10 protein-coding genes are annotated in these 12,772 nt (G+C 64.1%); 5 read left to right on the top strand and 5 right to left on the bottom strand.

The window, feature by feature from the left end:
• The first annotated feature begins 10 nt into the window (after positions 1-10).
• From P9254_RS03880 to P9254_RS03865, 4 genes are all read left to right on the top strand, one after another.
• The gene (locus P9254_RS03880; RefSeq protein ID WP_095802021.1) at positions 11-1,309 is read left to right on the top strand and encodes a cytosine deaminase; all 1,299 of its coding nucleotides are present in this window, start codon (positions 11-13) and stop codon (positions 1,307-1,309) included.
• A gap of 2 nt (positions 1,310-1,311) precedes the next feature.
• On the top strand, positions 1,312-2,709 hold the full coding sequence (locus tag P9254_RS03875) for an FAD-binding oxidoreductase (protein ID WP_095801962.1): 1,398 nt from the start codon (positions 1,312-1,314) through the stop codon (positions 2,707-2,709).
• A 127-nt stretch (positions 2,710-2,836) separates the two neighbouring features.
• Complete coding sequence (locus P9254_RS03870; RefSeq protein ID WP_278053676.1) at positions 2,837-3,418, top strand: NAD(P)H-dependent oxidoreductase; 582 nt, start codon at positions 2,837-2,839, stop codon at positions 3,416-3,418.
• Complete coding sequence (locus P9254_RS03865) at positions 3,418-4,005, top strand: NAD(P)H-dependent oxidoreductase (protein ID WP_095778509.1); 588 nt, start codon at positions 3,418-3,420, stop codon at positions 4,003-4,005. The genes P9254_RS03870 and P9254_RS03865 overlap by 1 nt, the downstream gene beginning before the upstream one ends.
• A gap of 144 nt (positions 4,006-4,149) precedes the next feature.
• Here P9254_RS03865 and P9254_RS03860 read toward each other — a convergent pair whose 3' ends face one another.
• The 5 genes from P9254_RS03860 to P9254_RS03840 all read right to left on the bottom strand — a co-directional run bounded on the left by P9254_RS03860 (position 4,150) and on the right by P9254_RS03840 (position 11,818).
• The gene (locus tag P9254_RS03860) at positions 4,150-6,597 is read right to left on the bottom strand and encodes a GcvT family protein (protein WP_278053679.1); all 2,448 of its coding nucleotides are present in this window, start codon (positions 6,595-6,597) and stop codon (positions 4,150-4,152) included.
• On the bottom strand, positions 6,594-7,775 hold the full coding sequence (locus tag P9254_RS03855) for a pyridoxal phosphate-dependent aminotransferase (RefSeq protein WP_127239512.1): 1,182 nt from the start codon (positions 7,773-7,775) through the stop codon (positions 6,594-6,596). The genes P9254_RS03860 and P9254_RS03855 overlap by 4 nt, the downstream gene beginning before the upstream one ends.
• Complete coding sequence (locus tag P9254_RS03850; RefSeq protein ID WP_127239513.1) at positions 7,775-8,674, bottom strand: homocysteine S-methyltransferase family protein; 900 nt, start codon at positions 8,672-8,674, stop codon at positions 7,775-7,777. Before P9254_RS03850 ends, P9254_RS03855 begins: the two co-directional genes overlap by 1 nt.
• On the bottom strand, positions 8,671-11,124 hold the full coding sequence (locus P9254_RS03845) for a GcvT family protein (RefSeq protein ID WP_278053680.1): 2,454 nt from the start codon (positions 11,122-11,124) through the stop codon (positions 8,671-8,673). Before P9254_RS03845 ends, P9254_RS03850 begins: the two co-directional genes overlap by 4 nt.
• 106 nt (positions 11,125-11,230) lie before the next feature.
• Complete coding sequence (locus P9254_RS03840; RefSeq protein WP_176477717.1) at positions 11,231-11,818, bottom strand: helix-turn-helix domain-containing protein; 588 nt, start codon at positions 11,816-11,818, stop codon at positions 11,231-11,233.
• Between the two features lie 236 nt (positions 11,819-12,054).
• On the opposite strand from P9254_RS03840, the gene P9254_RS03835 reads away from it, so the two are divergent.
• Positions 12,055-12,759, top strand: coding sequence for a nitroreductase (locus P9254_RS03835; RefSeq protein ID WP_278053681.1), 705 nt, complete (start codon positions 12,055-12,057; stop codon positions 12,757-12,759).
• Positions 12,760-12,772 lie beyond the last annotated feature (13 nt).

Here is a 12,772-nt window from a genome sequence, read left to right as displayed (position 1 = left end):
TGCCTGAATGTTGATCCCAGCCTCTGGTCGTTACCAACTCGCCAACGTCCGTGTTCATCAATCGCTGACGCCCGGTCTTGCCGCAAGCTTCGATGCCGATGGTTTTGCGCTCGCCGACATTGCCGTCGCCGACGGCAAGATTGCTAGCATCATTGCGCACGGCAAAGCCGAGCCGCCATTCGACGCAATCGACCTTGGCGGCCGCATCGTGCTGCCCTGCTTCGTCGACTGCCATACCCATATCGACAAGGGCCATATCTGGCCGCGCAAGCCAAATCCCGACGGCACCTTCATAGGCGCGCTCAACGCAACTGCCGCCGATCGCACCGCTCGCTGGAGCGCGGAGGACGTGGCGAGGCGCATGGATTTCTCGCTGCGCTCAGCTTACGCGCACGGTACCAGGGCCTTGCGCACGCATCTCGACAGCGTGGCGCCGCAGGAGGAAATTTCCTGGCCGGTGTTTGAGACGATGCGGGAAAAATGGCGAGGCCGGATCGAGCTGCAGGCCGCCTGTCTGCTTGGCATCGAAGGCGTGCGCGACAAGGCCTGGTTCGAGCGTCTGGCAAAACGCGTCGCCGCGGCCAAGGGCGTGCTCGGCGTTGTCACTTACATGGTGCCCGACCTCGAGGAACTGCTCGACAAGGTGTTCGCTGAAGCCATCAAGCATGGGCTCGACCTCGATTTCCATGCCGACGAGACCGACGATGTCGCGGCCGTCTCGCTGAAGAAGATCGCCGAGGCTTCGCTGTGGAACGGTTTTGGGGGCAATATCCTGATCGGGCATTGCTGCTCGCTGGCGCGCCAGCCCGACCTCGAAGTTCTCGACACGCTGGACAAGGTGGCGAAGGCCGGACTGGCGGTCGTGTCGCTGCCAATGTGCAACCTCTATCTGCAGGACCGGCGCAACAACGGCACGACGCCCCGCTGGCGCGGCGTGACGCTGCTGCACGAGATCAAGGCACGCGGCATCAAAGTGGCTGTCGCTTCCGACAACACGCGCGACCCGTTCTACGCCTATGGCGACCTCGATATGCTGGAGGTCTATCGCATGGCGACACGCATCCTGCATTTCGATCACCCTGTCGGTGACTGGCCGAAAGCGATAGCGGCGACGCCGGCCGAGGTGATGCGGCTGGAAGGTGTCGGCACTCTCGCCGCCGGCGGTAGCGCCGACTTCATCGTCTTCAAGGGACGCAGCTGGACCGAATTGCTGTCGCGGCCCGAATCGGATCGCATCGTGGTGCGCGAGGGCAGGGCGATCGAGCGCCGGCTGCCCGACTATGCTGAACTCGACGAATTGATGGTGTGATGATGGATATCGCAGCGCTGAAGCGCGATCTCGAAGGCCTCAAGATCGACGACCATCCGGCCATCGTCCAGCAGAAGAGCCGCGACTTCTACTGGTACAGCCCCGTCCTCAAACAACAGCTCGACCACGTCACCGGCGACCTGATCGTTACGCCAAAGAACGAGGACGAGGTGATCCGCATTTTGGCCGCCTGCCACCGGCACGGCGTTCCAGTCACACCGCGCGGCAGCGGCACCGGCAATTACGGACAGGCGATGCCGCTGTCGGGCGGCGTGGTGCTCAACCTCGCCGAGATGAACGAAGTCAAGGCGATCGCGCCGGGCCGCGTGGTGACCGGGCCCGGAGCGGTTCTGGCCGACATCGATCGCGCCGCGCGGGCGCATTCCGCGCAGGAACTGCGCATGTCGCCCTCCACCTACAACACCGCCTCCATCGGCGGCTTCGTCGCAGGCGGCTCTGGCGGCGTCGGCTCGATCCGCTGGGGCGGATTGCGCGATCTCGGCAATGTCATCCGGCTGCGGACCGTGACGATGGAGGCGGAGCCGCGCGTCATGGACCTCTCGGGCGAGGACGTGCTCAAGGTGATGCATGCCTATGGCACCAACGGCATCATCACCGAGGTTGAGATGCCGCTGACGGCGTCCTACGATTGGGTCGATGTCATCGTCGGCTTCGACGATTTCATGGGTGCAGCGGGCTTCGGCAACGACCTCGCCGAGCAGGACGGCATATTGGCGAAGCTGATCACGCCGATCGCGGCACCCATTCCTTACGATTATTTCAAGCGACACCAGAAGTTCTTCCGGCGCGAGCAGAGCATCGTGGTGTGCATGATCGCGCCGCACGCGATGGATGGGTTCCTCGCGTTCGTCCGGGCCAGCAAAGGCGAAATCGTCTTCCGGGCCGACCAGGAGACCGACCTCAAGGGATTGCCGCCGGCCTACGAGCTGACCTGGAATCACACGACGCTGCGCGCCATAAGAGTCGATCCGACGATCACCTATCTGCAGGCGCGCTATCCGTCGCCGGACCATCTCGCGCACGTCAAGGCGATGGTCGACCGCTTCGGCGACGAGGTGCCGGCGCATCTCGAATTCATCCGCTTCGACGGCGCGATCGGCGCCGCCGGGCTGCCGCTGGTCCGTTTCACCACGGAAGAAAGGCTCGACGAGATCATCCGTATCCACGAGGACAATGGCTGCTGGATCTTCAACCCCCATCGCTACACGCTGGAAGAGGGCGGCATGAAGCAGACTGACGAGGTTCAGCTTGCCTTCAAGCGCGAGACCGACCCGCAAGGATTGCTCAACCCCGGCAAGATGATTGCCTGGGAGAATCCGGGCTATGACTATCGCTCCGGCAAGCCGTTTCTGTTCAAGGGGCTGCAAAAGGCGAGGTGATCGCGATGAGCGCCCGGCGCTGCACCCTCCTCTGGCCTGTCGCCTTTGGCGACATCTCCCGCACAAGGGAGGAGATGTGGCATGGGACAACAGGGGTTTGTCGAGCTGACCTGCGGGATCCACTCCCGTGAACATCCTCGTGCTCTACGCACATCCGGTGGAGACCAGCTTCAACGCCGGACTGCATCGGACGATCGTCGAGCGGCTCGGCGCGGCGGGCCACACGATCGACGACTGCGACCTCTATGCCGAGGATTTCGATCCGCGGATGACGCGCGCAGAGCGGCTCGGCTACCACGATCAGCGCGGGCCGAACGAGGCGGTCGCCGGTTACATCGCAAGGCTTCAGAAGGCGGAAGCGTTGGTGCTGTCGTTTCCGGTCTGGAATTACGGCTATCCAGCTATCCTGAAGGGCTTCTTCGACCGCGTCTTCCTGCCCGGCGTATCGTTCAAGCTGGTCGACGGCAAGGTTCGGCCGACGCTGCACAACATCCGCAAGCTCGCGGCCATCACCACCTACGGCGGCAGTCGTTTTCGCGCCATGCTGATGGGCGATCCGCCGCGCAAAATGGTGAAGCGCACGCTGCGGGCCAACATCAAGCCAGGCGCCTCCGTCTCTTACCTCGCACACTATTCGATGAACCTTTCGACGGATCAGACGCGCAAGGCCTTCATGGCGAAGGTGGCCGCCAGCATGGATCAATTCTGATGCGCGTGCTGGTGGTCTATTGCCATCCGGTGCCGGAGAGCTATTGCGCCGCGATCCGCGACATGGCGATAGAGGTGCTGACGAGACGAGGCTGGGACGTAAGGCTGCTCGATCTCTATGCCGAGAAGTTCAATCCGGTGATGAGCTGCGAAGAGCGGCGCTCCTACAACGAGCGCGCGCCTGAGGATCCGGCGCTCCGGCCGCATTTCGAGCATCTGCAATGGGCCGAGGCGATCCTCTTCATCTACCCCACCTGGTGGTACGGATTGCCGGCGATGCTGAAGGGCTGGTTCGATCGCGTGTGGGCGACCGACATCGCCTTCAAGCTGCCGCGCGGCAGAGGCCGGATCCAATCGCTGATGACCCATGTGACCAAGGTCGGCGTCATCACCACCTGTGGCGCGCCGACCTGGTGGAGCGTCGTTGTCGGCCAGCCCGGCCGCAAGACGATCCTGCGCGGCATGCGCGCCATCTGCGCCCCCCGCTGCAAGACATTCTTCCTGGCGCACTACCTGATGGATTCCTCAACGCCGAAGAGCCGGACGGCGTTTCTGGCGAAGGTAAGGGCGAGGCTGGAAAGCTTTTGAGGATAGCTCTCTTCTCCCCGTTAAATGAGGAGAAGATGGCGGCAGCAGATGAGGGGCGGCGTCAACTTACAAAGGTGTGGCGCTGCCCCTCATCCGCCCTTCGGGCACCTTCTCCCCGTTGAACGGGGAGAAGGGAACGCTGCGCTACATCCGCACCCGTTCAGCCTTCGCGTCGTACATCGGCCTCAACGATGCTTCCGCGGCGAAGCGTTCGCCGGCGATCTCGACCTCGTAGGATGAGCCCAGCACATCCGCCTCGCTCTCGCCCTTGCAGGGCACATAGCCGAGCCCGATCGCGCCGCCGAGATGATGGCCGTAATTGCCCGAGGTGATCGGCCCGACGATCATGCCGTCGCGCAGGATCGCCTCGTTGTGGAATAACAGCGGCTGCGGGTCCTTGAGGCGGAACTGCACCAGCCTGCGGCTCAACCCGGCTTCCTTCTTCCTGAGCACCGCGTCACGGCCGATGAAGTCGCTCTTGGCCGTTCTCACCGCGAAGCCAAGGCCTGCCTCCAGCACATGGTCCTCGTCGGTGATGTCGTGGCCGAAATGGCGGAAGGCCTTTTCGATGCGGCAGGAATCCAGAGTATGCAGGCCGCAGAGCTTCAGCCCGACATCGGCGCCGGCTTCAATGATCGCCTCGAAGACATGGGCGGCCTGATCGGTCGAGACATAGAGTTCCCAGCCGAGCTCGCCGACATAGGTAACGCGATGGGCACGGGCCAACCCCATGCCGATCTCGATCTCCTGGAAGGTGCCGAACGGATTGGCCTGGTTGGAAAAATCGTTGGGGCTCACCTTCTGGATCAGTTTCCGCGAATCGGGGCCCATCAGGCAGATGACCGCTTCGGCAGCGGTTACATCGGTAATCACGACGAATTCGTCGGCGACGTGCCGCCTCAGCCAGGCGAGGTCACGCTGCAAGGTGGCGCCCGGCACGACGAGGAAATAGGCGGTCTCGGACAGCCGCGTCACGGTGAGGTCGCTCTCGATGCCGCCTTTGGCGTTGAGCATCTGCGTGTAGACGATCTTGCCCGGTTCCACGTCCATGTCGTTGGCGCAGAGCCGCTGCAGGAAGGCACAAGCGTCGCGGCCTTCAACGCGGATCTTGCCGAACGAGGTCATGTCGAACAGGCCGACGCCGTTGCGCACGGCGAGGTGTTCCTCGCGCTGGTTGTCGAACCAGTTCTGCCGCTCCCAGGAATAGCGGTATTCGCGCTCCTGTCCTTCGCGGGCAAACCAGTTGGCGCGCTCCCATCCGGCGACTTCGCCGAAGACGGCGCCACGGGCCTTCAAATGCTCGTGCAGAGGCGAGCGGCGCACGCCGCGCGAGGTCGCCATCTGGCGGTAGGGGAAATGATCGGCGTAGAGCAGGCCGAGCGTTTCGGAGACGCGTTCCTTGAGGTAGCGACGGTTCTTCTGGAAGGGCTGGGCCCGGCGGATGTCGACCTCCCAGAGGTCGAAAGGCGCCTCGCCGTCATTGATCCACTGCGCCAGGGCCATGCCGGCCCCGCCGGAGGAAACGATGCCGATCGAATTGTAGCCGGTCGCCATCCAGTAGCCGGAGAGTTCCGGCGCCTCGCCGAGATAGTAGCGGTCGTCGGGAGTAAAACTCTCGGGGCCGTTGAAGAAGGTGTGGATGCCGGCGGTGCCCAGCATCGGCATACGATTGACGCCCATTTCGAGGATCGGCTCGAAATGGTCCATGTCCTCGGGCAGCTGGTCGAAGCAGAAATCCTCGCGAATGCCGTCCATGCCCCAGGGTTTCGCCACCGGCTCGAAGGCGCCGAGCATCATCTTGCCGGCGTCTTCCTTGTAGTAGGCGCACTCGTCCGGCACGCGCAGCACCGGCAGGCGGGTGAGGCCGGGGATGGGCTCGGTGACGAGATAGAAATGCTCGCACGCGTGCAGCGGGATGGTGACGCCGTTCTGCCGGCCGAGCTCGCGCGCCCACATACCGGCGCAGTTGACGACGATGTCGGTCTCGATCGTGCCCTGGTCCTCGCCCTGAGCCCAGGAGACACCGGAGACGCCGCCGTTCCTGGTGTGGACCTTGGTGACCTTCACGTTTTCGATAACCGTCGCTCCGCGTTGCCGCGCGCCCTTGGCCAGCGCCATGGCGATATTGGCGGGGTCGCACTGGCCGTCGAGAGGCAAATGCACCGCGCCGACCACATCGGAGACGTTGAGATGCGGGTACAGCTCCTTGACTTCGGTTGGCGAAATCTCGCGCACGTCGACATCGAAGGCGCGGGCTAGCGAAGCCTGCCTATAAATTTCATGCTTGCGTTCCTCGGTCAGCGCCACGGTGATCGAGCCGACCTGGCGCATGCCGGTGCCGACGTCGGTCTCCGCCTCGAGCTTGACGTAGAGGTCGGCCGAGTATTTCGCCAGCCGGGTCATGTTCTGCGAGGCGCGCAACTGGCCGATCAGGCCGGCGGCGTGCCAGGTCGTGCCGCAGGTGAGCTGCTTGCGCTCAAGCAGCACGATGTCGTTCCAGCCGAGCTTGGCCAGATGATAGGCGACCGAGCAGCCGGAGACGCCGCCGCCGATAATGACCGCGCGAGCTTTGGTTGGAATGGTTTTGGTCATGCGGCCTCGCGGCGGTAGTCGGAAGCGAAGCGGCGCACGCGAAGCGCTGCTTCCTGAAGGACAGGTTCAGGCTGGCAGAGGCTGACGCGGATGTGACCGGCGGCGGCCTCGCCGAAGCTCGAGCCGGGCATGACGCCGATCTTCTCCTTGTCGAGCAGCGCCCAGGCGAATTTCTCGTCGTCGGGCTCGATGGCCGATATGTCGAGCATGACATACATGCCGCCTTCGGAGCCGCGCACGGTGACTTCATTTGCGCCGCGAATGGCGTCGAGGAACACGGCGCGGCGCCCGGCGTAACGCTCGGCTATTTCGTCCACGCCGTAGTGGTTTTCAAGCGCCTCGGCGCAAGCGATCGAGATGAAGGCCGGCAGGCCGTAGGTGGTCACCAGGTTGAGATCGGTCATCAGCGCGATCATCGCCTTCGGGCCGGTGAGCCAGCCCATGCGCCAGCCGGTCATGCCGTGGCTTTTCGACATGGAATTGATGACCAGCGTGCGCTCGGACATGCCGGGCAGCGAGCGCGGCGAGATGTGCTCGCCGCCGCCGAGCGTCCAGTAGACCTCGTCGGACAGCAACCAGAGATCGTGCTCCTTGCAGATTTCGGCCAATTGCTCGAGCCGTTCGCGCGAATAGACTGCGCCTGTCGGGTTGTTCGGAGTGTTGATCAGGATCGCGCGCGTGTTGGGCCTGAGCGCCGCGCGGATCCTGTCGGCGCGCGGCTGAAAGCCGTCCTCGGCGGGCGTCTCGACTACGGTAAAGCTGGCGCCGGCGGCGCTGAAGGTGTTGGGGTAGGTGGCATAATAAGGCGCGACGACGATGGCGTGATCGCCGGGGTCGAGCACGCCCTGCACGGCGGCGTAGAGCGCGCCCTGACCGCCGGCCGTGGCGATGACCTCGTCGGGTTCCGTCAGGACCCCAGTGCAGGCGGAGGAGGCCGCTGCCATCGCCTTGCGCAGGCGCGGCAGCCCGGAAAGCGGCGTGTAGTGGTGGTTGCTGCCGCGGACGGCGTTGACGCAGGCCTCGATCGTTTGCGGCGGCGTGTCGAAATCATGGTCGCCGACCGAGAGCACGATGATGTCCTCGCCGGCTGCCCTGCGGGTCCAGGCGGCGAAGTGGACTTCCCAGCCATCCTTGCCCGATGGCACGATGCCGGTAATGCGCTTTGATGGTTTTGGCATCAGGCTACTCCTGAGATGTGATGGCCGGCCTCAATGAGCTGGTCGCGTAGCGCAGCGATGTGAGCCGGCCCGACTTCGCAACAGCCGCCTACAATGCTGGCGCCAGTCTCGACCCAGCCCATCGCCTGGTCGGCATAGGCGTGCGGATCGAGATCATGGCGCGCGTGCAGCACGTCGACCGTGCCGCCATGCTTGAGCGCCTCGACCGAGGTGAAGCCATTGGCATAGGCGCCAACCGGACCGCCGAGGGCCAGCAGTTCCGGCAATGCGGCGGCAATGGCTTCGGGCCGGCAGCAGTTGAGCAGCCGTGCCGCCACCGGCAGATCGCCGAGGGCGCTAGCCGCGGCGGCAATGCTCTCGCCGCTGCGCAGGCGGGGCGTGCCGTGGTCGGCGAGAGTCCAGGATACCCAGACCGGCTTGCCGCTCTCGCATGCCGCGGTGACCGCCGCGCGAGCCTCGTCGGCGGAAGCCATGGTCTCGCACAGGAACAAATCGACGCCTTCTGCCTGTTCGGCGACGATGCGGCGGTAAATGGCGAGCGTGTCCTCGAAGGAGATGGTCAGCGCCGGCGCGTAGCTGCCGAACAGAGGCGAGAGGCAGCCGGCGATGGCGGCTTCACCCGCTTCGTCGCGCGCCTGCCGGGCGAGCTCGATGCCGCGCTTCTGCAGAGGCTTAAACAGCTCTTCCGCGCCCTCGCGCGCCAGGCGCTCGGGCGTGGCCGAATAGGTGTTGATGGTGATGACGCGAGCGCCGGCACGGATGAATTCCGCATGCAGGTCGCGCACCAGTTCCGGTTCGTCGATCAGCACTCTGGCCGACCACAAAGGCGTCGGTTCGGACTGACTGCGACGGACCAACTCCTGGCCCATGCCGCCATCGGTAAGAATGACGGATGTCATGCTCTCAACCTTTCGTTCTTCGGATCCCACAAAGGCTCGTCCTTCTGCACCACCGCCTTGAAACGGTCGCCGAAGATTTCGACCTCGACCGCCGTGCCGGGCTCGGTCAGGTCGGAACGCAGCATGCCGAGCGCGATCGACTTATCGACGCGATGGCCCCAGCCGCCCGACGTCGTCTCGCCGACAATCTTGCCGTCATGCCAGAGCGTCGACATATAGGGCGCGTCGCAATCGCTGGGGCTTTCTACGACCAGCGTGACGAAGCGCTTCTTCACGCCCTGCTGCCTTTCGTTGAGCAGCGCCGCCTTGCCGCGGAAGTCGGGCTTGTCCCATTTGACGAAGCGTTCGAGCCCGCCCTGCAGGATCGAATAGTCGGTCGAGAGGTCGCCTTTCCAGGCGCGGTAGCCTTTTTCCAGCCGAAGCGAATCCAGCGCGTACATGCCGAAGGGCTTTAGGCCATGCCTCTGGCCGGCGGCCCAAACCGCGTCGAAGACGGTAGCCGTGTCCGCGACCTTGGTGTGGATCTCCCAACCGAGCTCGCCGGCGAAGGAGACGCGCACCAGCTTCGCCCAGCGGCCGACGATGGTCGTCTCCTGATGCGTCAGCCAAGGCAGGGAGAGATCGGCGTCGCAGACGTCAGCAAGGATAGCGCGCGAGTTCGGGCCGGCGAGAATCTGGGTTGAGTATTCCTCCGTGCGATCGGTCAGCCTGAAGGCCGCATCGGCCGGCATGCGCGACTTCAACCATTCGAAGTCATGCCACTGCGCGACGGCCGCGGTGATTAGCGTCATCTGGTCCTCGCCATGGCGCACGACCGACATTTCGGTAACGATGCGGCCCTTATCGTCGGCGAAATAAACCAGGCCGATGCGGCCGGCCTTCGGCACGAGGCCGGTGACCTGCAGGGCCAGCCACTCGGCGGCGCCTTCACCTTCGAGATTGAAGCGCGAGAAGCCGGGCAAATCGAGGATGCCGGCTGCGTCGCGCACAGCCAGGCATTCCTCGCGAACGCGCTGCTGCCATGGCCCGTCGCGGCGGAAAGTCAGCGTTGATTCTTCCGAAATGTCGTCGCCCGGTTGCGCGTACCAGGTGGCGCGCTCCCAGCCGTTATAAGCGTCGAACTGGCCACCCCGCGCTTTGACGCGCTCATGCAGCGGCGAGTGCTTGCGGTCGCGGCCGGCCGGCCAGGCGTGGCGCGGGAACTGGATGGCGTATTCGTTGCCGTAGATCTCCATGCCCTTGGCAACGCAATAGTCGGGTGCCGAAGCAAAGGCGGTGAAGCGGCGCGGATCGCAGGACCACATGTCCCATTCGGTCTGGCCCTCGGTCACCCATTCGGCCAGCACCTTGCCGGCGCCGCCACCTTGCGCAATGCCGAAGGTGAAGACGCAGGCCTCGAAAGCATTCGGCACGCCGGGCATCGGACCGATCAGCGGATTGCCGTCCGGCGCATAAGGGATCGGCCCGTTGATCACCTTGGAAAGGCCTGCGGTGCCGAGGATCGGCACACGGGCTACGGCGTCGGCAAGGTAATGCTCGAGACGGTCGAGATCGTCCGGGAAAAGCTGGAATGAAAAATCCTCCGGCATCGGATCGTTGTGGCCGACCCAATGCGCGCGGCAATTGCGCTCATAGGGACCGAGATTCATGCCGGTCTTTTCCTGGCGCAGGTAGTAGGAGGTGTCGACGTCGCGCAGCAACGGCAGTTTCTTGCCCTGTTCCTTGGTCCATGCGGCCAGCTCGGGGATTTCCTCGAACAGGATATATTGATGGCTCATCACCATCATCGGCACTTCGCGGCCGAACATTTTTCCAACTTCGGCGGCGCGATAGCCGGCGGCATTGATCACGATCTCGCAGCGGATCTCGCCCTGCGGCGTCGCCACCACCCATTCGCCGTTTTCGCGGCGAACGCCGGTGACCGGGCAGAAGCGGATGATTTTCGCGCCCATGTCGCGCGCACCCTTGGCAAGCGCCTGCGTCAATTGCGCGGGATCGATGTCGCCGTCGCTCGGGTCGTAGAGCGCGCCTTTCAGCTCATGCGTCTCGATGAAGGGGTAACGGCGCTTGATCGCGTCGAGGCCGACGACGTCGATGTCCATGCCTTGATAGCGGCCCATGCCTTTGGCGCGCTGGAACTCCTGCATGCGCTCCTTGGTGTGGGCGAGCCGCAACGAGCCGGTGACATGGTAGTTCATCGGATAGTCGACCGCGTCGGCGAGGCCCCGGTATAGCTCGGTAGAATAGCGCTGCATGTTCATCAGCGACCAGGACGACGAGAAGGTCGGCACGTTGCCGGCCGCGTGCCAAGTCGAGCCGGAGGTCAGCTCGTTCTTTTCCAAGAGCACGCAGTCGGTCCAGCCCGCCTTGCAAAGGTGGTAAAGTGAGGAGGCGCCAACGACACCGCCTCCGATGATCACCACGCGTGCCGTGGTCGGCAAACCGGCCATGTTCTCCTCCAACGTCCAAAGCGCGTCAGGACGCGCTTTTGATTCTTTGTTTCATGCAGGCCTTGTCCCAAAAACCGCGGCACAGTTTTGGGCGGCATGCATTGGTTCAGTACACCGGTGGCGAAACCACCCAGATGACGACCGCCGGGTCGGCGCCAGGATTGCGCCAGCGGAACGGCTTGCCTTCGAAGCGGAACGAGTCGCCTTCGCTGAGCCGATGCCAGACGCCGCCGATCTCGAGCTCGAAAGTGCCCGACGCGACGTAGCCCGCTTCCTCGGTCGGGCGGCGCGCTTCGGTCTTCAATTCCGCGCCCGGCGCGAAGACCGAGCGCAGCATCTCGAAGCTACCGCCAAGATCGGGCGACAGAAGCTCCTCCACGAGGCCCGATTCGCTTGTGCCAAGCGAGCGACGGCTGCCGGCGCGCACAACCACGCCGCGCTCCTCTTCGGCAGGCACATCATGGCTGAAGAACAGGCTGAGCGGCACGCCGAAGAGTTCGGCGAAGGCCCGCAGGTCACCAAGCGAAGGGATCGACAAGCCGCGCTCGACCTGGCTGACCCAGCCTACTGAGCGGTCGAGCTTCAGAGCAATCTCGGCAAGCGTCAACCCGCGGGCCTTGCGCAGCGCGCGGATGTCGCCGGCCAGCAGCCGCTCGCCATTGTCCTGCTCCGATCTGATGGCGGTCGAGGTCACCCGCTCCTCGTGAAAAAATCTGCTCAAATTTCATGAGAAAGCAAGTGCATGAAAAAATCAAGTGAATTTTCATGCAACGCAAGATTTGCTTGCGCCATTTTGGCGGTTGATGCAAAGCCTCGCCGTCGAATCGCGAGTGGGGCGTCCGGTCGAGGACCAGTTAGTTATTTGTGTCTCGCCTATGGTCGTTGCGGGAATCGGGTTGCCGGGTCCAGCCATGCGTGAAGGGACGGCCCATGCTGGAGAAGAATGACCGGAGCACGCTCGACGCAGCGATCGTCGATGAGGCGATCATGTCGCGCCGGTCGGTGCGCGCGTTTTTGCCCGACATGGTCGACGACAGCACAATCCGCGCCATCCTGACGGTCGCGGCAAGGGCACCCTCGGGCACCAACATGCAGCCCTGGCGCGTCTATGTGACCAAGGGCGAGGTGAAGCAGCGCATCAGCGACGCCATCCTCAATTCGGGCATCCGCGCCGAAAAGGCCGAATGGGACGAGTACCGTTACTATCCCGACCAGTTCTTCGAGCCCTATCTCAGCCGGCGTCGCGCCAACGGTTTCGGCCTCTACGGCGCGATCGGCATCGGCCGGCGCGAAGTCGACAGGATGCGGGCGCAGCACGACCGCAACTTCGTCTTCTTCGACGCGCCCGTCGGCCTGATCTTCACGGTCGACCGGCGGCTCAACAAGGGCTCGTGGATCGACTACGGCATGTTTCTGCAGAACATCATGGTCGCGGCACGGGGCAGGGGCCTGCATACCTGCCCGCAGGCGGCTTTCGCGCCCTATCACCGGCAGATCCGCCCGGTGCTCGACATACCAGACGAGGAGATCGTGGTCTGCGGTATGGCGCTTGGCTATGAGGACACGTCCAAGCCCGAGAACGAATTCCGCACCGACCGCGCGCCGCTCGAAGACTGGGTGACGTTCGCGAAGTAGCTCTCCGGCGCGG

Source organism: Mesorhizobium sp. WSM4983 (genome assembly GCF_029625765.1).
Lineage (GTDB): Bacteria > Pseudomonadota > Alphaproteobacteria > Rhizobiales > Rhizobiaceae > Mesorhizobium.
The sequence above is the reverse complement of the archived record's forward strand: the minus strand, read 5'-3'. Positions and strand labels throughout refer to the sequence as shown.

Excerpts from the sequence above, each read along its gene's own strand:
- P9254_RS03865 (WP_095778509.1), top strand. The coding sequence starts at position 3,418 with ATGCGCGTGCTGGTGGTCTATTGCCATCCGGTGCCGGAGAGCTATTGC.
- P9254_RS03855 (WP_127239512.1), bottom strand. The coding sequence starts at position 7,775 with ATGCCAAAACCATCAAAGCGCATTACCGGCATCGTGCCATCGGGCAAG.
- P9254_RS03860 (WP_278053679.1), bottom strand. The coding sequence starts at position 6,597 with ATGACCAAAACCATTCCAACCAAAGCTCGCGCGGTCATTATCGGCGGC.
- P9254_RS03850 (WP_127239513.1), bottom strand. The coding sequence starts at position 8,674 with ATGACATCCGTCATTCTTACCGATGGCGGCATGGGCCAGGAGTTGGTC.
- P9254_RS03845 (WP_278053680.1), bottom strand. The coding sequence starts at position 11,124 with ATGGCCGGTTTGCCGACCACGGCACGCGTGGTGATCATCGGAGGCGGT.
- P9254_RS03835 (WP_278053681.1), top strand. The coding sequence starts at position 12,055 with ATGCTGGAGAAGAATGACCGGAGCACGCTCGACGCAGCGATCGTCGAT.
- P9254_RS03875 (WP_095801962.1), top strand. The coding sequence starts at position 1,312 with ATGGATATCGCAGCGCTGAAGCGCGATCTCGAAGGCCTCAAGATCGAC.